The organism is Bordetella petrii, from assembly GCF_000067205.1.
GTDB lineage: Bacteria > Pseudomonadota > Gammaproteobacteria > Burkholderiales > Burkholderiaceae_B > Bordetella_A > Bordetella_A petrii.
Genome location: NC_010170.1, coordinates 4489200 through 4509130, shown reverse-complemented (window position 1 = coordinate 4509130; position 19931 = coordinate 4489200). Strand labels below are relative to the sequence as shown.

The window sequence follows — 19931 nt, the reverse complement described above, 5'->3', positions numbered from 1 at the left end:
TCAAGATTCCATAAGTGTTCTGATAGTTGTGAAAGCAGCTTTGCGAAGCTGTGCGATGTTCTCTTTGGGCAATGGCAGCGGCTCGTTGCCATGCCCACGCCGAGCGATAAGGTTTGCCATATCGCCGATCAAGGACGGCTGCGTGTCATGAATTGCGGCAAGTTCATCAGCATCGCTCACCAGCAGCCATGCAAGAACGCAAGCCCCGAGCGTTTGGCTGCCGCCTTGCAATGCCTGGCGCACAGCGGATGTTTTGACGGTTCGCAGGCTCTCCGACAAGCCTTCGCAGAAACCAGCCTCAACAGCCTTGCGTTCAGCCGTGTCTTTGAGCTGCGCGTCACTGGTATCGGACGGCAGCCTGCCTGTCAAAGCTCTCTCAAATGATGACTGGATTGCGGCATAAAGGTCGCGGACATAGGCCAAAGCGTCATCCCCGTCATGGCAAGACTGGAAAAAACGTTCCGCGTGAACCAGCCGGTCTTGCAAGTTTGCGCCCAGGCGGTTGAACAACTGGTGGCCGAACTCCTCCTGAATGCTAGTGCGGGCATCCAGCAGTGCATCACCCTGCTCGTCCTTGTCTGGCGCGGTAGGAGGCGTGTCGGTAAACACGATGCCTGGCACAAGCGCATGAACGACTTCGCGCATGAACGAATCGTCAGTTAGTGCCTGCTGCGGTGCGTCTGCGCCGCCCTTGCCGTGGCCCTTCTCGTTGCGTTTGGCGTTGATAGCGAACAGGCGAGTGATGAGGTCTGAATACGCGGCCGCAACACGGCGCAAGGGATGCAAAGCGTCGTCTTGCGCTTGAAGCAAAGCTATGGCAAGAACCGTCTCTTGGAACGCGCCGCCGTCCTCAAATTCCCGCAGCTTACCTTCCCGAATCGGCCTGAAGCCAATCGGCGGCTGCTCAAGACCGAGGGCTTTCGCGGCCTGCTCAAGCAGGGCTGCGTGTTGGTCTTGCGTAGTGAATTTCAGCCTTGCAATAACGGAATCAACCGGTCTGCGGCAGCAGGTATAGAACAGCGCCCATTCGATTGCGGCATGGATTTGGGCGATGGAGCGGAACGGGCTATTCCGCAAGGGGCGCAAATTGGCGACGAGCTTCGGGTAGCGTTGCCGGTTGGCATCGTTGTCGAACGGCTCTTTTGGCGTGGCATCCTGCTTTTCTGGACGAGGAGTGCTTAATGACTGTTTCCAACCATGCAGCCACTTGCTGAGGCTTTCATCCTGCTCCAAAAGTTTCTCGAACGCATTTTCGAGAATCAAGGAGAAACCGTTGCCGAACGGGTCAGCTATACGGAACTCGCCATCGCTTTTCTGGATGGCGATAGGGCAGTCAAGGTGAAGCAGCTCGGGCTCGGCGACTATCGTGATCTGTTGGACTGCGGGCATCTTGCTGTCCTGGCCGAACGCAGACGAACGCTTTTTCATGGCGCGCAAAGTTCTGATTACATCACGCGGCGCTGGTATCGCTTTTCTGCGGTCACCATCCCAGCGGATTACCCGGAAGTCTTTGTCCTCGCATTCCTTTTTCCGCATGGGGTTTGTGTCGTCCAGCCGATGCAGAAAAGGCAGAATTCTCCCGGTGGCGAGTTCGCGAAAGACCAGCGCAGTGACAAACACCGGCGCGCGCTCATCTTCACGCTCCCGCTCAATGACGGCATTGTGTTCGTCAATCAAGTCCTTGTCTTGCAAACGAAGCAGAACGCTCTTGACCAAATCGAGTGGGATGCGGGTTTCAGCCGCCAGCGCATCGGCATCCATACGACCGGCAGCGTCGAGTAGTTTCAGGATGACACGCTCAAATGCGTTCAAGCCATTGCCATCGTCAAGAACTCTGGGCAAGGTCACGCGGTATGCGTTCAGCGGCCACGCAAGGTGGCGCGGCCTACCGATGGTCTCACCGAAGGGGGCAGGTTTGCCGTAATCAAGGAGCCTCAACATGGCAGCATCACCCCTTGCTCGCGGCATATCTGAAGGAAATCCACCAGTCCAGGCACGAACTCCTTCGCGAGTTCACTTTGTAGCAACCCCGTATCTCCAACGACCACCAGCAGCTTCTTCTGACGGCTCATGGCGACATTCAGACGGTTGTAAAGACAGAGATGGCCAAACAGCGCTCTAGCTTGTTTGTCGCGGTCATCATCCTTTGGCTGCCAGTTTTGCGGCAAGGTTCGCACCATTGAGAGGAAGACGACATCGAATTCCATGCCTTGGAAAGAGTCCACCGTTCCAACACGCAGTTGCTTGTCATCGTTCACGATCCCGCCGAATTTCCTTTTGAGTTGTTCCCTGATGCTGTCGGCCTGCGCCTTATAAAATGAAATAACACCGAAGGAGAGATCTTTCCCTGCATCCGAACTCATCCACGCCTGTAACTGGCGAGCGATGACAGTGACTTCTGCGGGGCGCGTCCAACTGGTTCCGTCCTTTTGATGTTTTCCTCTTTGTGCTGGTACATCCATCCAAACGGCAGACTTGCCGTTCGTGCCTGGCAGATCATGGGCGAAATCGCTTGCTGGTCGCCCGGAGCCAAATTGCTCCTCCGGGTCGAAGCGTTCATAGAAATTTCTACTGATAAAGCTGCCCAGCAGCGGATGCATGCGGTATTGCTTGTCCAGCGTGATGCAACGTGGTGTAACGCGGCCAGTGGTGCTGTCGATAATTGGGAAGTTCTTGTCCAGTGTTTTTAAACGCTCGGAGAACAAATACTGAAACATGGATTTTTTTAGCCAGTCATTTTCGTCCTCACCCGTTTCGCCTTCCTCCATCTGGCGAGCCACCTCTTCGTCAATGATGTGCGGCAATTGTCGATGGTCGCCGACCAGAATAATGCGCTTGCCTTGCGCCATAGCCACCATCAAATCACGAGGCGAGACACGGGCGGCTTCGTCCACGATGACATATTCGTATTCCATGCCTTTCTGGTTTTGATTGACATCGCGCCCGACAAGCCCTTTGCGTTTTTGCATTGCACGATTGACGCTCTGCTGGCTGGTGGCGGCAAAGGCAAAACTGTATTCGGACAGGGCATCTACCATGCCATAGGGGTTGCCTTCCAGTTCGGCTAGAAACTCGGCCAGCGCAGCAGATTTTTTATCCTTAGCCGAATACTCGGCGTTTTTGATGCGTTGTATGGCGAATTCTGCCAATGCAAGCACTGCGTCGTTCTGCTTTTCCACGCGAAGAATCGGTGGAGCGGTGAACCGGGCGAGGAGCCTCTTTTTCAACGCGACCAGGTTGTCCAAAAATGGCGCTGGGCCATCTTCATTGCGCCACAGACTGGCTTTGTCCAGCAGTTTGCGTTCGTCTTCTTCAAGCACATCACGCAGGTCATCCAGTGCGTCCATCGCCCTTTCTGGCCCGTCGTCAGAAAAGCTTTCATGGCGAACGCGCAGACGGCGCGCTGCATCAAGCCATTGGGTGGAGCCATCGTTGAGGTTTTCCTCGTGCGCGAGCTTTTTCGCCAAATTCGTCGACCGTCGAGCGCCGTCTTCGCCAAGAATTACACTGCCGAGCGCTGCGATTTTCCTAGCAAGGCTGGCGGCCAGCACGCGTGACGGGGCTTGGACATATTGCAGGCACAGGTTTTTTATTTCCCGTTCCTGCTCAACTTCGGCAATCTGTGGGTTTCGTTCACGTAGTTCGGCGGCCAACTTTGAACACCAATCCTCAAGATTGCGCTCGAAGGTGCTGAGATCGTCTTCCGTCGCGCCAGACCGTTTGCCGAATTTCGGCACGGGCAGGCTATTGAGCGAGAGCCGCTCGATCATGTTTTCCACCGCATCGTGCTGAAAGCCTGTCAACAGAATTTGGCCTTTGATGCTCGCGCCGCGCTTGTCGGCCATCTCGTTCAGGCGCTCCAGAATGGCAGCGATGACGGTGGTCTTGCCGGTACCGGGCGGGCCTTGGATCAACGCTATATCTGGCGTTTTTAGGGCGGCCTCGATGGCCTTTTCCTGCATGACGGTGGGCGGATTGCGAAAGACCTTGTTGCGAACGAAGGCCGTGAGCGGTTGAACTTTTTGCGATGGCCGGATCTGTGTGATTCGCCCCTGCGCCTCAATCAACAGCCCAAGCTGGGGGTTGGCGGCACGGCCTTCCAGAATGGCTTGACGGGCGGCCATGCGGCGCTTGATCTGAGCAGATTCGCCCGCCAGCGACAGGATGAGCGTGCCGAATTCCTTGGGTAGAGCCTCGGCTTTAAGCGTGAGTACGCGAGTTTCCTCGTCAAACTCTGCGACACTGAAATAGGTATTTTTCTCGCGCAGCTCGCGTTTTTCACCGAGCTTGCTGTGTTCCCCCTCCTTTTTTTCGATCCCTCTCGCAAAATCCGTGAAGCTCAGGTTTTCATCCTGCAAGTAGTCCGGCAACTCGTCCACCAGTTCAACTTCAGGTACTGCGCCTTGTCTCAGTGCGCCCCACGCAGAATCTGATGCCTGCGCAATACGAACTCCGACAGTTCCATCCCGTTTCGGCACCATCTCCGTGAATTGCAAAGCACCCACTTCGCGTGCTTGCTTGAGCAGCAGTTCACCTTCAACCTCACCAAACTCGTCCCACTTTTTCAGATAGCTTCCATCGTCCTGAGTGAGTGCTGTCATTTGCGCTTTGGCAAGAATTTGCACTTGTCCCGCCTGTGTCCAGTCCACAAAACGCAGCCGACCTTTGGCCAGGCGTAAGGTGCGGTCAGGTTCCTTCTTTGGCTTGGTTAGACGGGTGGCGATGTAGATAGTTTGGCCGCCTGGCATTGCTTTTTCGGTGGCAATGAAGCGGATACCTTCGCCAGTAACACAGAAAGCGTTTATTCGGGTCGGCTCCGCAGCTGCATCGCGTGGCGTGTCCTCGCCGACAGGTTTCAGTTCTTCATCAATCGCCGGGCCAGCAGTCAGGAAGAAAAATGCGTCGTTTCCCTGTTGGAAGCAGCAAAGTTCGCCCAGCCTCTTGTAAAGTGCCTCACCCTTCGTCCGCATCTTTTCTTGCACATACTCATCCACACCGATTTCAACATCGCCCATTTCCAGGCAGACGCCGGTGAAAAAACCGATCTTCAGCTCGATGCTGCCATCGGCGGCAGGGTTTTCAAGTTGTGCAAGCAGGGAACGCCCACTGGCAAGTTCAGCGTTGAGGCGGCGGATGTCAACAGCCGCGACGGGGCGAACGAAAACAACCGCGTCTCTCAGGCGGATTTCAAATTCATCTGCGCGGGATAGGCTGGCCTCTACCGAGAATACTGGCTGCTCTTGCAGGGCTTCGACATTGTCAGACCGCTTGATGCGGACAGTTATGATGTTGACAGGAATGTCCTGAAACTTCATTTGCAGCCCTCCACGAACTCAAAGGTGAGGTTGTCCGGGAAAGGCAGCGTGCCCCGCACGGGGACTGCGGTTTTGGCCGCGCAGTTCAGCATGGCTTCGTATGCTGTGTTATCGAAATACTCGAATGAAAACGGGTGAAAAAGCCGCTGCGGCAATCTGAACTCCGTGGCACCACCAGGAATCAGGATTTCCCAACGTGGCGTTTTGACGCGAATGAAAGCCGGGCGCGCCGCGCCACAATACGGGCATTGCGCGTATTCATCGGCGAAATGGCTCATGCCACATTCGAGGCAATCCAGCGACTGATCCGCCGCCCTCGCAAGCTCCAATGTCCAGAACGCCATTGTCGGGCGGCGGTGCGGCAGTTCACGTCCTGCACCGAAAGTTTCCTGAAACAGGCGGCGTAATCCTTCTGTTGCGACTAATACACGGGGCAGGCCTCCAACTCCTTCGTTGGAATCGTCATCTTCGTCATCCACGAAAGGCAAGAAACCAGCGAATGCCTGTTCGTTCAGATCGGTGGCAGTGCCATTGGGCGCAGGGTCGGCATCCCAGCCGTCTTCTTCATCTTCGGGCTCCAGTACTTTCTTGCCAATGAAAGGGTGGCAAAGCGCCAGTAGCTTGAATGTCATCACAGCGAAAGCCCAGCAGTCGGTTCGCGGGCGGGATTGGTCACGGCCCTGCACTACCTCCGGTGCACCGTAGCCCGGCGTATAGACGGACACACCGCCGCTGGGTAACTCCAGGCGCATATTGTCGGCATCTATGAGCCAGACATCGGTGGTGTCGTCTTCGCCAATGAAAGCGTTGTTGGTGGAAATGTCGCCATAGACCAGTCCAGCGCTGTGCAGGCGGGCGAGGATGGCAGCGCACTTGGCAAGCGCGAGCGAACGGCGGCGGGTGGAGCCAGTTTGTGCGTAATGCAGTAGTCGCAGCGCCAGGTCCTTGTCAGGAATCTTCGTCAGCCATTGGGGCAAGGCTTGGCTTTGATCTTCCAGCTTCTTTTTGCTTCTGCCGTCCAAATCGAAACTGGCGAAGGGCTTCATGCCGTTCAACAGACGCATCACATAGCCCGGCTCGTCGCGCAGGATGGCGAGTGGAAGGGAAACGGGGATGCGCCGTGGTATGGGCAACAGGCGGACGTGCTGGAAGCGCTCGCGCAGATTGGCGTTTTTGTCCGGCTGGCCGGCAGCGTCCAGCGGCTGCTTGACGGCCAAATCCGCATCCTTGGTGCGATAGACCACGCCTTGCCCACCGCGCGCAAGCTCATCGGCCATCTGATGAACATTGTTGTATTCATCCACAAGTGGCTTCAGAGCCTGGTGTTCGGCGTTACTCATCTGCAACCTCCTCACTGCACAGGCAGGCGAGGGTTTTATCGTCGCTGTGCTTGGGCGTGGGCCAGTTTTCGAGCATCTCGTGGATGCGCCGGTTGGCACTTACCGGTGCGAGGGTTCGATGCGTTTCGGCGAAACTGCTCACAAACCCGTCAGCGTTATCCAAATCGTCAGCCACCCCATCGGTGCAGAGCAATACTGCGATGCACTGCTCCCCCGGCAGCGACAAATACTGCCAGTCTTTGGCGGAGACCTTGGAGGACAGCGCAGTAGTGATATTGGAGAAGCCTTGCGTCTTGTTTTCCGACAGCGAAACCACTGATCCATCGGACTTGGCAATAGCGGCAAGTCCGTCGCCAAGCATCCCTAGGTGGATTACGCCATCCAGGTGTAGTGCGAAGAGACAGGTGGCCGCGCAATCGCGAGGTTCCAGCGGAGCGACAAGCCTCAGCCAGTTAGCTTGGATGTTGCTAAACAGCGCGTTGTGTTCGATTTCACCACCGGTGCAACAAGCCCGGGCTGCGAACTCGACGGCGAGACAGGCAGCATGGCTGCCGAAGCTGGAGAAGGGCTTGGAGCCAACTCCGTCGGACACGACGATGCCATCACCCCAAACATGGTGAAACTTCGCCCATGCATCCTGATTTGGCAAACCTTCGGCGATATGGCTCGGGCCGCGAACGCTTGCCCCAAAACTTTTCCAAAGCGTCATGCCCATTCCTCATCCGCCTGCAGCCAGTTATCGAGTACGGCGAGCACTTCTTCTGCGGCAAACACCTTTGCGCCTTTGAGCCCCTTGGAAAGATGTGGGTTGGCATCCGCGCCGATTTGGATGACGCGCAGCGTGTCCGGCGGTAGACCTTCCTGCCAGCGGCTCAGGGTCTTCACGTCGTCTCTTGTCCAGAATCCATCCGTGAGGATCAGAACCTTTCCATCCGGCTCGTTACCCAGCAGTTGAACCAGCGCCTGGCCATTGGTGCTTCCATGGCAAACCAGCATTTCGACCGGGAGATCGTCCGTGACGCTCCAGTCCGGGATGCTGCGTGCCTCGCTGCTCCAAGCACAAAGGCGGATTTCCGCCTTTCCATACCCTTGCCGCACCCATTGCGCCACGGTCGTGGCCAAGGTTCGCAGGATGAAGGGCTTGCCTCCTTCACTCATGCTGCCGGAGATGTCGCAAACCAAATGGAGCATCATGGCGTTGCCTCACTCGCTTCAGCCCGCTCAGTGATGCTGTTCATCATTGCCGTTATCTGCTCAGAAAGTGATGCACCACTCCAAAGCATCAGTCTGGCATCTTTTATTTTTTTCTTGGCCGACTCAGTATTTGGCGGAACACAGCAGGCAACGATACCGCGACCTTCAATTCCTCCGTAGAAGCGCACAAGGTTCTGCAGCTTCATAATCTGCTCTTGCGTTACATTGCCCGCCTTGCATTCCACGATATAAAGCGAATAACCGTCGGTGAATGTGATGTCCAGCTCGTTGTATTCAACACCGAAGCTCGAATAGCCTTTTGACTCTTCTAAATTCAAGTTCAGCTTGACATTGATGCGCAAGTCTTGAATGACGCCAGCATCCTCGTAGGGTTCGCACTGCAAATAAACAAACTCCTCGAACCAGCCGCCAGATAGGTATTTGGCGAAATCAGGCCATTTCTCAAATCTCAGATCCAATCCGTAGCCCTGGACGGATACTGCCTCCATGTCATCCAGCTTGAAATTGAAGCCGTCACGACAAATCTCGAATGGCCTGAATGCATTGTTATAGTCGGTAAGTTCTCTATAAAATCTACGCACCTTGTCACGATGCAACCAAAGAGCCTTGGTCAGAAGTTGGCGACTTGGCGATATATCCTTCATAAAGGAACTGCCTGCAATCTCCAATCCGTCGCTATTCAGGCGCAAAAATGTTTCGATTGAATCAATCTGCCTGATTTTTTCGCGCCGAACACTGTCAATGAATGTGACGTGACGATTCTTGCTATCAAAATAAAACGGAACAGCGCCCAGTTCACGCGCAGCAGAGAGCGCGCCAGCAAACATCAGTTTTGTGCCGCCAGTTAAATTGATTCCAATTCGTGTTTTTTCTGGAAATTGCTTTGCCAGCTTGGTGATTTGTTCGTGAACAGCACGATCATCCCAGGGGTCAACGGTAAGTTCATGCAGGTCCCGAGAGCCAATAAAGGTTCGCATACATGCAGCAGGGAAGTCTTTTGAGTTGACAAAAATGTGATGCGCCGACTCAAATTGCCGGATGCTCAACAAGGCAGGCATCCGTTGTTCACCAAAAAGATGGAATGTCACATCGAACCCGTTGGAGATGTCTCGGATCGCAGCCTGTTTTGAGCTGTGTCGCTCAAGCCACTCGGCAGGCAACGCTATGACTTCAGGTGCTTTGCCAATGATGGACGATGCTATGAGTCTTTTTTTGAGTTCAGGGTAGCTCAGCGCCGCGAGCGCCCAGACAAAGGCCATCACCGGAGTTCCTGGGCTGAGATAGAGCGTGACGAGCTTTTCACCTGGCTCCTGTTCAACCCCATCCAGCGCCCGCATTGCGCTAGCGTAAATACCTTCGGTGTCGTTGAGCTGGTAAAGTTTCTCGCTATTTAAACGGATCCTTGCGTTGCAGCCCAGGGCGGCGGCTTTCTTTTTCAGCCAGGCTTCAAAATGTTCATGTGCGACAGAGGTATTAGCGAACCTGGAGACAAACTGATTAGTAAGCTTCCAGTCTTTCTCTTGCCCCATGCTTCGTATTGACGCCAATTCAAGCGTGAACGTCTTCTGTGCCTCGATCAATTCGCTGGCATCATTATCCGTCCGGGTGTAACCCAGGATAATGATGTCCGAGTAGGACGCGCCCGCAAGGGCGCTCGCAATAGGGCCATCGGTATTCTCAAACCCCAGAGATGCGCGAAAATCGGTGATTCCATACCAGGTGAGCAGAAATCTCTTCATCGAGTGCTTTCCTGAACATATGGCCGGAACCATGTGATGTCATTCGTCATTTTGTTTACGAATACAGCTCGGCTCGGTTTTTCAATACCTTTGAACTTACCAACACCGCCACTCACAAGCGATCCGGCATCGTCTTCGTTCATGCAGTACGCCACGCGCAATTCGAAAAAGGAGAAAAGGTCTTTGCTGGCACTGGCACAGCGCTGCCAACGGTCAACAAAAATAAATACAAACGTCCCCTTTCTTGGGCCGTCCTCGGCGAGACGCTTTAACAAGTCAGCCGGGGTAGGTGGTTCGCCAGGCTTGAGCGATCTAAACGCTGGGGCTGGCTGTAGTGCTTTCTCGGAATCCAGGCCATCGATAATCAATGCTACGCGGCGATTCCCAATATCGTCTGATATCGCTTGAAGTGGTAGATCGGATATATCGTCGAACATCTTGAGGCGTGCACCGAGCATCTGCGCTGCGGCTGAGAATCCTCCTCCTGGGGGGACCCCGCGCGCGTTGAAGTACACGATTTCATCAAAGCCATCGACGAAAGTCAGACTAAAAAGCGTAGCGGACAGGAGTCCATCGTGAATGTGGTCGTTGTAGCCGCTGAATAGAACATTGAACGCGGATCGACGAGTAAGTGGTACCGTCAACGGTTTTGAATCGAATGCGAGGTTTTCGCCCAAAAGAAGAGCTTCTTCGTGCGCACAAGCTGTCTGATATTCAAAGGGAGACGGTATCTGCGGAAGGAATGCACCGCTGAAGATTTTGGTTTTTTCAGCCACCCCAGAAAGAGATGTACGCGCTATCAACTTCGTCAACAAATCACGTCGATGCTCGCTTTCTCCGGCGAATGGAATCATGAACTTCACATTGCCGGATTTGGCACCGTTAGCATTGTTGATGATGCCTTCAGGTGGGCTGCGCAGCTCTGCGGCTGCCCAGTTCCCGCCCCCGAGGATCATTGCGGAGTCTTCCTGCCCACAAGCCAGTGCGATACGGCATCCCAACTGGGTGATGATGCTTCCGATTGACTGCGCGTTGATGCCTTTCAAAGTCTGAGTAGCCAGGAGGATGTGAATACCGAACGAGCGCCCCTGTTTCAAGAGCTTCGACAGCAGCTGCTCAGCAGCTTCTGCCACCTGGCGACTTTCTGAGAACAGAATTTGGAACTCATCTATGACTAGCAGAGCGCGGGGCAACCGTACCCCGCTTGATTTACGGTATTCGCTGAAATCGTTGACATTTTTTGACTTGAATATGCGTGCACGCGTTTCCAGTTCATCCACAAGATGCCTTAATACAGTGACGCCATATTCAGGGTCACTTTCCGTAGCGACAAGGCGGGCCTGTGGGACTGGGGGCGTTGCGTAAATATTGAACTCAGTCGATTCCTTGTAATCCAGTAGATAAAGATCAAGCTCCTCGGTCGGATATTTCTCGCATAACGTGTGAATCAAAACATGGAGCAGATTGGATTTTCCCGAGCCTGTCTTCCCCGCAAGCAGTACATGATGCTCGGAGTCCGTCGCGCCCAGTCTCAGGGTCGCGAGGTCGCCGGCGCTCGTCCAGCCGATGGGAATATCAAAGCCACCAAGAGTCGTCTCTTCCTTGCCGAAGCTCGTCCAGAGATCAGCCATCGTTTTCTTGAAGCGCGTCCTAGCAGCACAATCTTCAGCGAGCCTTGCGATAAAGCCATCCAGCACATCTTGTCGCGGCCATTGCTCCGGTTGATATGTGAATGACAGCCCACCAGCCCCAGCGCGTTGCAAGAGATCATTCAGTTGCGTGGTTGAGTTTTTCAGCGTGGCGTTGAGCTTTTCATATCGCCGGTCTTCCATGCGCTGCTCATCAATTGCAATGATGGGCAGCACGCCGCAGCGTGGACCGTTTTCGCAGATGCGTCCAAGGAGCCAAAGAGATTTTTCCGATATCTGCTCTGGCACATCAAAGAGCAGTACTACCTTGTAAGGCAACGGGGCATCGGGTTGAACTGCGTTGTATTTCAACCAGTTGGATGCCTTCTCATTGAACCGCAGCTGGATCAGCTCCTCAATTTCGTCCGTCAGTTGTCCGAGCGCTGCTTCGATTTCGTCCGCACGAGTAAGAACATGACCTTGCGGCACCAATTGCTCAACCTTCAGCAATGGTAGGAACGGCTCGACCGATTGACCCTGCTGTAGGGGGTCAATCAGTGTCAACTCTACTTGACCTGCAGGCAAAGCCGACAGCAACCGCAACAAGAGACAATGCGCGAGTCTTTTCTTCTCCGCATCGCCTTGCGGAAAAACAAGAGCGCTGGAGAAGGGGAAAGAGATGACTTTTGGGGATTGACAAGAGAGCTTCTCAAAAGAGACTTGCTCCGAGCCAAGCACAAGACCTGCTGGAATTTCCGATGCCATCAATGGCTTGTCTACACAAAAATCCACGAAGGCAGGCTGATGTTGTCTAAGCTGTGCACTTGCGTTCGCTATAGCAGTTGCATTACTTTCCCACTCTCTGACAAAGCCTGCCTGCCAATTCGACTTCCTTATGCTCCGATTGCGCTCCTGGTCTTCGTTCAATGTTTTTTTAGTGGCATTGAATTCGCGGTCGATGCGCGCACAACCTTCTTGATAGTCCGCAATTGCCTTGTGTAGCTTGAAAATTACGCTCTGAAAATCCTTCGCGCTTTCACTCATTGATTCCACCCACTGTCTTTGAACTGGAGCTCGCGAACGTCATTCAAAGTTCGATCAATGGCGAGCGATTGCTGCTGGTAAGCCGCATTGAAAATGCGGAGTGAATCGACTTCCTTGAGAATCGGATCAAGTACATCAGCAACAATGGACGCGCCGAACGTATCACGCACTCCCTCGCGAAATTTTCCAGCGCACATCGCAGCCATTCCAAAGGCCTCATCAAACATTAGCTTCCTCCTCTTCCATATCACCATCGATTGGAAGTTCGAGAACATAGTCGTCAGCTACCGAGAGGTTTGGAAACAGGGGCGCGCAAATAGTCCCAGGCAACAAGTAGCTCGATTCGAACTCAGGGTTCTTGGCCCTGATTTCGCTTAGAAATGCGCGCCACTCTTCCTCGGACAACTCAATCGATCTGCAATCAACTGTCAGCTCCAAGAGGCGTGCGGTGGACGCATCCACGCCATCCATATCTCCGACATTTACTGCATGCAGGAGGACATCAACTTCAGCCCGGACTTGTGCGAGAAGGTCATGGCTAATAATTGCGAAACGTATTTTCATGGTTGCTCCTCCTCGTTTTGGCGGATGAAATCAAGACAGGACTGATCTATTTCATTTTTCCTTGGCAACATTCCCACCATTGGTGAGCCAGCTTCGCGCAAGGCGTCGCGCAGTTCTTTCTGTTTTTCTTCTGGCAAATCGTGGATATCTCGCGAGCAAAGAGTGCATTGCGCATCTGCTTGCTTGTGCCCTTCAGCCTGAAAAATCATGTGATCTTTCTGCGAATAGAGGTATTCCGCCTTGCCGCATTTCACTTCGAATGCCATCGAGCCGCCCACCGGAGCCCCCATGCCCTCACCACGCCCCAGAATGACCGGAACCCGCAAGTCGGTGACTATCAAATCTGTTTTTGTGTAGCGTCCGTTGTCGCCCACAAAGGTTCGCCCTTGCGTCTCGATCCGGCCGCCCCCGCTGTCAGAATAGTTGGAACCTCAGTTGCTGTTAGAGTCCCAAACCATTGGGGGCAAAGAGAAGGTTCCGATGAAGTATTCCGCAGAACGCCGGGAAGCCATCCTGAAGAAGTTACTGGCCCCGCACAACCGCACGGTCTCCGACCTGGCACGCGAAGAAGGCATTTCCGAGGCCACGATCTATAACTGGCGCAAACAGGCCCGCGGCCAGGGCCGTTTGTTGCCAGACCAGGCGTCGGACAGCGAGGGCTGGAGCTCGCAGGACAAGTTCAACGCCGTGCTGGAAAGCGCTGCGCTGTCCGAAGTGGAGCTGGCCGAGTACTGCCGGCGCCGGGGACTGTATGCCGAGCAGTTGCGCCGCTGGCGAACGAGTTGCGAGCAGGCCAACGCGCAGAGCCAGAGCGCCGCCCGGCAGGAGGCCGACGCGCTCAAGGCTGAACGTCGCCGCACGCGCGATTTGGAGCGCGAGCTGCGCCGCAAGAACGCCGCGCTGGCTGAGACGGCAGCATTGCTGACCTTGCGAAAAAAAGCCCGGGCGATCTGGGGGGACGAGGAAGAATGACCAATGCCCAGGATCGCCGTCAAGCTGTAGCGTTGGTCGATGAGGCTCGCCAGGCCGGTGCACGCTTGCAGAGCGCATGCATCGAACTCGGTATCGGCTTGAACACTTATCGTCGCTGGGCGACGGGCGATGAGGACAGACGCCCGCACGCCATACATGCCACGCCATCGCATGCACTGACAGACGCCGAGCGCCAGGCCGTGCTGCAGGCCTGCCACCGTCCCGAGTTCGCCAGCCTGCCGCCGGCGCAGATCGTGGTACGGCTGCTCGATGAAGAGGGCCGGTACCTGGCGTCGGAGTCGACCTTCTATCGCGTGCTGCGCCAAGCCGATGAGCAGCACCGCCGTGGCCGGGCGCGCGCGCCACGTCACGCTGGAGCACCACGGCGCCACTGTGCCGACGCACCCAACCAGCTCTGGAGCTGGGACGTCACGTACCTGCATACGCGTATCCGCGGCCGGTTCTATTACCTGTATCTGATCCTGGACATCTACAGCCGGAAAATCGTCGGGGCCGAGGTGTTTGAATCGGAGAACATGGCCAACAGTGCCACCATCATCCAGCGCGCCGTGCTGCGCGAGCAGTGTCAGCACCGACCCCTGGTATTGCATGCCGATAATGGTAGCGCCATGAAAGGCTCGACCTTGCAGGTCACGCTCGAGAAGCTGGGCATTACCGCCTCGCACAGCCGACCCCAGGTATCCAACGACAACGCGTATTCCGAGGCCCTGTTCCGCACCTGCAAGTACCGGCCCGGTTACCCGATCGACGGCTTTGCAAGCGTGCAGGCCGCACGCCTGTGGGTGCATCAGTTCATCCACTGGTACAACCATGAGCATCGCCACAGCGCCATTCGCTACTTGGCTCCGGCGCAGCGTCATGCGGGCCTGGATGCCCCCATTCTGCAAGCCCGACAGCGCCTGTACCAACAAGCCAGGCAACGCCACCCAGCACGATGGTCGGGAAAACTACGCAACTGGCAGCCCATCGGCAGCGTCTGGCTCAACCCCGAGCCGGATCAACATGAGCAAGACACCGATCCAGTATTAGAGGCCGCATGAATCAGGTTCCAACTGCCTTGACAGACGCCGGCCGCCAAGTGGCGCAAGTGCGTGCCGAACTATCTGTTCCCCGAATTCACCACTCAGGTGTATCCGTGCCTTACGTGCGACGATGTTTCGCTCTGCATCACCCTTGGCGGCTACCCATTGGTTCCGAAATTTATCGACCTGCTTGCGATACGCTGGATCACGGTCGTAAAGATATTCCTGAAGCAATCGTCTCTGCTCTGACGATAGGTTCATGCGGTCTCGCAATATATCTGGCGTCACGGGACGGCCATCTTTGGCTGGATCCCATTTCAACCAAGCATGGAATTGCGCAGCGGACGGGTTTGTCGCGAGATAAGCATCCAGTGCTCCTTGCGCGGATATCAAGCGTGCAGTGCCAGCTTCAATCGCCTGATCGACAGTTGCCAAGTGCGCATTGCATGCTTGTAGGGTCTGCTCCAGGGTATGCTCTGCCATCGCCTGCGCCTGCTTCGCAAGATCCACGCGCTGCTCCATGGATATGCGATCTTCTGTCGCCACATCAAGCTCTGCTCTTGCTTGCTCCAGCATGCTCTGAGCCTGCTCAACAGCGGCTTCTGCTTCGGCGACGGCAGAGTCCTCGCCGGAGCAGTCCGGGCAACGTCCATCGTCATCGTGCGGCTGAGAAAGGCAAGCAGATAGCGCAGACTCGGCGGAAGAAAGCGAGCTCTGACTGCCATCGAGCGCTTGCTCAGCGCCGTCAACATTTTGCGTTGCAGCTTGCTCCTGCTGGATGGAGCTTTCCAACATGCTTGCGCTGTTCTGCGCTTCTTCACGAGCCTCTGCGCATTTCTGCTCCGCAACAGCAATTTGTTCGCGGCATGCGGCCTCTAGCGCCTCGCGCACTGACTGCAGCTCGCGCACGAGGTCTTCCAAATTCTCCACTTGCCCAATTGAAACTTGTGCCATTGCGATCTCGCTGCCTCTAGCTTTGCAAATAATCTCGCAGGCGCGACGCGAGCGCTGCCAGATATGGAACCTGCTCGGACGCGTTGTCGTTGAAGTGCTGCAACTGCTGAACGAGCGCGTTGTAATCCTCCTCAAATCGCGCCCGCTTTTCGTCTTGCCAGGTGTCTCCGAGTGAAGCAAAGGCACCGTTAAGATTGCCTACAGCATCGCTGAGCGAATCAATAAATTGTTGTAATGAACATGCGAAGCGCTCAAGTTCTTCTGGATCGCCGATTGCTTGTGCCATTACCAATACCCTCCATCTTCTGTCGAAGAACTTTGTGTCACAGAGTTCTGTTTATCCTGGCGTGCTTCGATTGTGACGGGCTGGATGTCAATGGCGCTCGCTTCAGGCACATTATTTGGCGTCTGTGACTTCGTCCGAATGGTCACCGACATAGTGACAAACTTGAAGAAGTCACGTAGCTGTTTGGCGTTCTCTGCGTAGAAGAGGCGATTAGAGGTGCCTTCGATAAATTTCCCAAGCACTGCCTCGTCAGCATCAGCGCCTATCGCCATTGCCAAACGGTCACATTTTGCAGAGCGCCCGTCGCTAATGAACGCGTTCAGAGGTTTTTCCCACGCATCATTAGGCCCGCCATCAGAGACCAATACGACCGTTGGACGATACGCACGCGAAGGAACGACATCTTTGTCTTCGATCATCGCTTTGGCCATTTGCAATGCCGTGCCAAGCGGAGTCATGCCGCCAGCTGAAAGGTCCTGCCAATGAATATCGCTGGCGCTGGCAAGCGGCTGATGCAGCGCTACCTGAGAACCGAAAGTGATGATCGCAACATGGATTTCAGTTTCACCGTTCTCGGTGTCGCTGAACGTATCCAACATATCGCGAACGGCATCATTCACATTGCGGATTTTCTCTCCGCTCATGCTGCCGCTGACATCGAGAAGAAGCACGACTGGTAGAGGCTTCGCTTTCGGTGCCGTGAATTTCGACGGGTCGAATGGGATATTGCTCATATAAAAACTCCTTTATTCAAAGCTACGGTGTCCGCTCGTGTGCATGACGAAAACTTATCGTGCCGTCGCGACGGCAGAACCTACCCCTTTGCCGCCTCGGTCAAAAGATCACCAACCGAGCGCGCAACCACATACCGGGCAGGGTTCTCACCAACCCCCAGCGCAGTGAAATGCGCCTTGCCGCATTCGATCTTGGCGCTTTCCTTGTCGCGCAAATCGTCGGTAAACAGGCTGCTCTTGGTTTCCACCACAAAGTACAGGTGCTGGGTGCCGTCTTCTTCCACCAACACGGCCCAGTCGGGGTTGTAGGTACCCAGCGGCGTGGGCACTTTGAACCAGCCTGGCAGCTTGGCATAGAGCTTGATGGCGTCGTTCTTCTCCAGCCCATCGGCGAAGTCCCGCTCTGTGGTCGAGTCGTACACCACGTGCTCGTAGATCGACTTCTGGGTATCCAGCAGCATGTTCTTGAGATAGCCGGTGAGCTCCTCCTTCTCGAACAGCTCCTGCGCATAGACATGCTGGTCGCCGAGCTTCTGGTACTTGATACCATCGACCAGGGCCAAGCGCTTGCAGCGGTTAATGGTCTCGGCGGTCAATTCGATGAACTGCTGCGGATTGCGCTTGAAGTCGTCCAGGCGGCCGCTTCCCGTCAGGATGCTGACGATGGTGCGCCGGGTGAGCTGGGTGCGATCCTGAAGGTCGGTCAGCAAATCCGGCAGCTCAATATCCGCCTCGTCCAGCACCACGGTCGTCGCGCCCGCTTTCTCCGTCGCGGCGACACCCGCCTTGCCGATAGAGATGTCGGCCTTGCGCCATTGCAGCCGTGCTTTGGCAATCACCGGGGCCTTCTGCAACGCTGCGATGCAATCCGTCACCAGCTTGGCGTTATCGAACTGCACGCGGTACGTTGTCTGGTGCTTGATGCGGTCCCACAGTGCCTTGAACTCGTCGCTCAGATAAACGACCTTGCCATCCTTACCCTTGCGCAGCGGCACTTGCCTGCGCTCATCGGCATTCTTGATGTCCAGCCGGCCCGACACCTTGCGCAGCACTTCAGCAATCTGGGCTTTCTGCGCATCAAACTCGGCCGGCAGTTCCAAGGTGCCGTTTTTCAGCGCCGTTTTCAGTGAATCCTGCACCTTGCCTTTGGCATCTATATGGCCGGCGGCTTTCAGGTGCTCCCACAGTGCCTTCGATTGCTCGATGCCCAGCGGTGCGGCGTGCCCATCAGCGCCAGTCACGGCAATGGCGGCAAATTGATGCTGCTCCACAATGCCAAAGCGGATGCCTGTGTCTTTCTCGATTTCCTTCTGCAGGTTTTCGGCAAACTGTTCGTAGTTTTCCGTGGCCACCACGGTCAGGGTGTTGACCTCGAAGCCCCGTACCCGCTCGCCATCCTGGTTGACGCACAGGCGCAGGCCGCGACCAATGGTCTGGCGGCGCTCGCGCTCGGTCTGGATGTCGCGCAAGGTGCAAATCTGGAACACGTTGGGGTTGTCCCAGCCTTCCTTGAGGGCGGAGTGGGAGAAGATGAACTTCAGCGGCGTGCTGAAGGACAGCAGCTTCTCCTTCTCTTTCATGATCAGGTTGTAGGCGCGTTCGGCATTCTCCCGGTTACCCGCATTGTTCTCGGCGGTATCAAGCCAGCCGCCCTTCTTGTCGATGGAGAAATAGCCGTTGTGCACTTCTTCGGCGGCGGACTCCAGGTCGATCTCGGCAAACAAACTCTGGTAGGCCGGCAACTTGGCGGCACGGCGATATTCTTCCTCGAACATCTGCGCATACACGCCCTTGACCGGCTGGCCGTCCGCATCGTACTGACGGTACTTGTCCACCGCGTCGATGAAGAACAGGCTCAACACCTTGATCCCCAATGGACGCAGGTGCTTTTCCTTGTCCAGATGCTCCTTGATCGTGCGGCGGATCATCTCGCGTTGCACGGCCAGCGCATCCACATCACCGTGGGCCTGACCCGGCTGCAAAAACACTTCGCCGCCGGGGCAGCGCAGCTCCATGAACGCTTCGCCCTTGGCCGTATTGATCTCGCCCACCCGAAAATCGGCGTAGATCGCACGGCCATCGGCGCTCTGCTGAAGGTCGTCGCCATCGCTGACCGTCACCTCAGTCCTTTGCACGCCAGTGGCGGTCTGTTTATCCAGCTCGACCTTGGCGCTGATGCGGCCGCGCTTGTTTTCCACCTTCACCAGGCGCACGAAAGGCTTGTTGTGCGCATCCTCCACCGTGGCCGACGCCACCTCGATCTGCTTGACCAGCTTGCGCTCATAAGCATCCACGGCATCCAGGCGGAACACCATGTGGTGCTTGTCCACATGGGTAGCTGAATAGCGCAGCGTGCAGAGCGGGTTCATGGCATCCAGCGCTTCCTTGCCGCGTCCTTCAAGGCCGCCGTCCACACTTTGCGGTTCATCCACGATGATGATCGGCCGGGTGGCCTTGATCAGGTCGATGGGCTTCTCGCCGCCCGTCTTCTCGGTCTCTTTGTAGAGGTTGTTCACATCCTTCTTGTTGATGGCGCCCACCGTCACCACCATGATCTGGATGTTGGAACTAGTGGCGAAATTGCGCACCGGCCCGGGCTTGCCCGAGTCGTACAGGAAGTAATCGAAGGGCACGCCCGCGTAGAGCCCCTTGAAGTGTTCCTCGGTGATTTGCAGGGTCTTGTAGACGCCTTCCTTGATCGCCACCGAGGGCACCACGATCACGAACTTGCTGAAACCGTAGCGCTTGTTCAGCTCGAAGATCGAGCGCAGGTATACATAGGTCTTACCGGTGCCGGTCTCCATTTCCACCGTGAAGTCGCCGGAAGTCAGCGAGCCGGAAGGCGGCAGGCCACCGCGCAACTGGATGTCCGCGAGGTTCTTGAGCAGTTCATCGTCCAGCAGGGTCAAGCGGTTGCCAACGCCAAGGTCGGACTGCGCCACACCCAGTGACATCTGCACCTCATCGGGCAGTTTCATGGTCACCGTAAATTCGGTGCGGCAGACCTCCTGACCACGGAAAAGATCGCACACGGCCTCGATGGCCTGCATCTGATAGTCGAGGTTGGGCTCGAAGTGGAGTTTCATGGCGAGCCCCC

At 55.8% G+C, this 19931-nt stretch carries 14 protein-coding genes and 1 pseudogene; 1 reads left to right on the top strand and 14 read right to left on the bottom strand.

The genetic code is table 11. The features are described 5' to 3' along the window. From BPET_RS21580 to BPET_RS21535, 10 genes are read right to left on the bottom strand one after another with little or no spacing between them, the layout of a single operon-like run. Complete coding sequence (locus BPET_RS21580; protein ID WP_012251132.1) at nucleotides 1-1941, bottom strand: hypothetical protein; 1941 nt, start codon at nucleotides 1939-1941, stop codon at nucleotides 1-3. Continuing rightward, complete coding sequence (locus BPET_RS21575) at nucleotides 1935-5315, bottom strand: DEAD/DEAH box helicase (RefSeq protein WP_012251131.1); 3381 nt, start codon at nucleotides 5313-5315, stop codon at nucleotides 1935-1937. The genes BPET_RS21580 and BPET_RS21575 overlap by 7 nt, the downstream gene beginning before the upstream one ends. Then, entirely contained in the window at nucleotides 5312-6655 is a 1344-nt protein-coding gene (locus BPET_RS21570; RefSeq protein WP_012205999.1) for a protein kinase domain-containing protein, read from the bottom strand. The genes BPET_RS21575 and BPET_RS21570 overlap by 4 nt, the downstream gene beginning before the upstream one ends. After that, nucleotides 6648-7364 (bottom strand): PP2C family serine/threonine-protein phosphatase, encoded by a 717-nt coding sequence (locus BPET_RS21565; RefSeq protein ID WP_012206000.1) that lies wholly within the window; start codon nucleotides 7362-7364, stop codon nucleotides 6648-6650. The genes BPET_RS21570 and BPET_RS21565 overlap by 8 nt, the downstream gene beginning before the upstream one ends. Continuing rightward, nucleotides 7361-7849 (bottom strand): hypothetical protein, encoded by a 489-nt coding sequence (locus BPET_RS21560; RefSeq protein ID WP_012206001.1) that lies wholly within the window; start codon nucleotides 7847-7849, stop codon nucleotides 7361-7363. The genes BPET_RS21565 and BPET_RS21560 overlap by 4 nt, the downstream gene beginning before the upstream one ends. Next, entirely contained in the window at nucleotides 7846-9609 is a 1764-nt protein-coding gene (locus BPET_RS21555; RefSeq protein ID WP_012251130.1) for a Card1-like endonuclease domain-containing protein, read from the bottom strand. Before BPET_RS21555 ends, BPET_RS21560 begins: the two co-directional genes overlap by 4 nt. Next, nucleotides 9606-12281 carry an FtsK/SpoIIIE domain-containing protein gene (locus BPET_RS21550; protein WP_012251129.1) on the bottom strand — a complete coding sequence of 892 codons (2676 nt, stop codon included), beginning with the start codon at nucleotides 12279-12281 and terminating at the stop codon, nucleotides 9606-9608. The genes BPET_RS21555 and BPET_RS21550 overlap by 4 nt, the downstream gene beginning before the upstream one ends. Then, a complete protein-coding gene (locus BPET_RS21545) occupies nucleotides 12278-12508 on the bottom strand; it encodes a hypothetical protein (RefSeq protein ID WP_041863147.1) in 231 nt (76 codons plus the stop codon). The genes BPET_RS21550 and BPET_RS21545 overlap by 4 nt, the downstream gene beginning before the upstream one ends. Continuing rightward, the gene (locus tag BPET_RS21540) at nucleotides 12501-12845 is read right to left on the bottom strand and encodes a hypothetical protein (RefSeq protein ID WP_012251128.1); all 345 of its coding nucleotides are present in this window, start codon (nucleotides 12843-12845) and stop codon (nucleotides 12501-12503) included. Before BPET_RS21540 ends, BPET_RS21545 begins: the two co-directional genes overlap by 8 nt. Next, nucleotides 12842-13219 carry a hypothetical protein gene (locus BPET_RS21535; RefSeq protein ID WP_012251127.1) on the bottom strand — a complete coding sequence of 126 codons (378 nt, stop codon included), beginning with the start codon at nucleotides 13217-13219 and terminating at the stop codon, nucleotides 12842-12844. The genes BPET_RS21540 and BPET_RS21535 overlap by 4 nt, the downstream gene beginning before the upstream one ends. Before the next feature lie 106 nt (nucleotides 13220-13325). Between BPET_RS21535 and BPET_RS21525 the strand changes: the two are divergent. Then, nucleotides 13326-14878 (top strand): annotated as a pseudogene (locus tag BPET_RS21525) (IS3 family transposase). Here the strand turns inward: BPET_RS21525 and BPET_RS21520 are convergent. From BPET_RS21520 to BPET_RS21505, 4 genes are all read right to left on the bottom strand, one after another. After that, nucleotides 14864-15814 (bottom strand): hypothetical protein, encoded by a 951-nt coding sequence (locus tag BPET_RS21520; RefSeq protein ID WP_012251125.1) that lies wholly within the window; start codon nucleotides 15812-15814, stop codon nucleotides 14864-14866. The pseudogene BPET_RS21525 and the gene BPET_RS21520 sit on opposite strands and share 15 nt — an antisense overlap. 16 nt (nucleotides 15815-15830) lie before the next feature. Continuing rightward, nucleotides 15831-16100 carry a WXG100 family type VII secretion target gene (locus tag BPET_RS21515; RefSeq protein WP_012251067.1) on the bottom strand — a complete coding sequence of 90 codons (270 nt, stop codon included), beginning with the start codon at nucleotides 16098-16100 and terminating at the stop codon, nucleotides 15831-15833. Next, on the bottom strand, nucleotides 16100-16834 hold the full coding sequence (locus BPET_RS21510) for a vWA domain-containing protein (protein ID WP_012251124.1): 735 nt from the start codon (nucleotides 16832-16834) through the stop codon (nucleotides 16100-16102). The genes BPET_RS21515 and BPET_RS21510 overlap by 1 nt, the downstream gene beginning before the upstream one ends. An 80-nt stretch (nucleotides 16835-16914) precedes the next feature. Next, nucleotides 16915-19920 carry a type III restriction-modification system endonuclease gene (locus BPET_RS21505; protein WP_012251123.1) on the bottom strand — a complete coding sequence of 1002 codons (3006 nt, stop codon included), beginning with the start codon at nucleotides 19918-19920 and terminating at the stop codon, nucleotides 16915-16917. Nucleotides 19921-19931: the final 11 nt, after the last annotated feature.

Bases quoted from the DNA above. Each gene is read 5' to 3' on its own strand.
- BPET_RS21565 (WP_012206000.1), bottom strand. From the start codon at position 7,364: ATGACGCTTTGGAAAAGTTTTGGGGCAAGCGTTCGCGGCCCGAGCCAT.
- BPET_RS21580 (WP_012251132.1), bottom strand. From the start codon at position 1,941: ATGTTGAGGCTCCTTGATTACGGCAAACCTGCCCCCTTCGGTGAGACC.
- BPET_RS21570 (WP_012205999.1), bottom strand. From the start codon at position 6,655: ATGAGTAACGCCGAACACCAGGCTCTGAAGCCACTTGTGGATGAATAC.
- BPET_RS21560 (WP_012206001.1), bottom strand. From the start codon at position 7,849: ATGATGCTCCATTTGGTTTGCGACATCTCCGGCAGCATGAGTGAAGGA.
- BPET_RS21520 (WP_012251125.1), bottom strand. From the start codon at position 15,814: ATGGCACAAGTTTCAATTGGGCAAGTGGAGAATTTGGAAGACCTCGTG.
- BPET_RS21555 (WP_012251130.1), bottom strand. From the start codon at position 9,609: ATGAAGAGATTTCTGCTCACCTGGTATGGAATCACCGATTTTCGCGCA.
- BPET_RS21515 (WP_012251067.1), bottom strand. From the start codon at position 16,100: ATGGCACAAGCAATCGGCGATCCAGAAGAACTTGAGCGCTTCGCATGT.
- BPET_RS21510 (WP_012251124.1), bottom strand. From the start codon at position 16,834: ATGAGCAATATCCCATTCGACCCGTCGAAATTCACGGCACCGAAAGCG.
- BPET_RS21575 (WP_012251131.1), bottom strand. From the start codon at position 5,315: ATGAAGTTTCAGGACATTCCTGTCAACATCATAACTGTCCGCATCAAG.
- BPET_RS21545 (WP_041863147.1), bottom strand. From the start codon at position 12,508: ATGTTTGATGAGGCCTTTGGAATGGCTGCGATGTGCGCTGGAAAATTT.
- BPET_RS21505 (WP_012251123.1), bottom strand. From the start codon at position 19,920: ATGAAACTCCACTTCGAGCCCAACCTCGACTATCAGATGCAGGCCATC.
- BPET_RS21550 (WP_012251129.1), bottom strand. From the start codon at position 12,281: ATGAGTGAAAGCGCGAAGGATTTTCAGAGCGTAATTTTCAAGCTACAC.
- BPET_RS21540 (WP_012251128.1), bottom strand. From the start codon at position 12,845: ATGAAAATACGTTTCGCAATTATTAGCCATGACCTTCTCGCACAAGTC.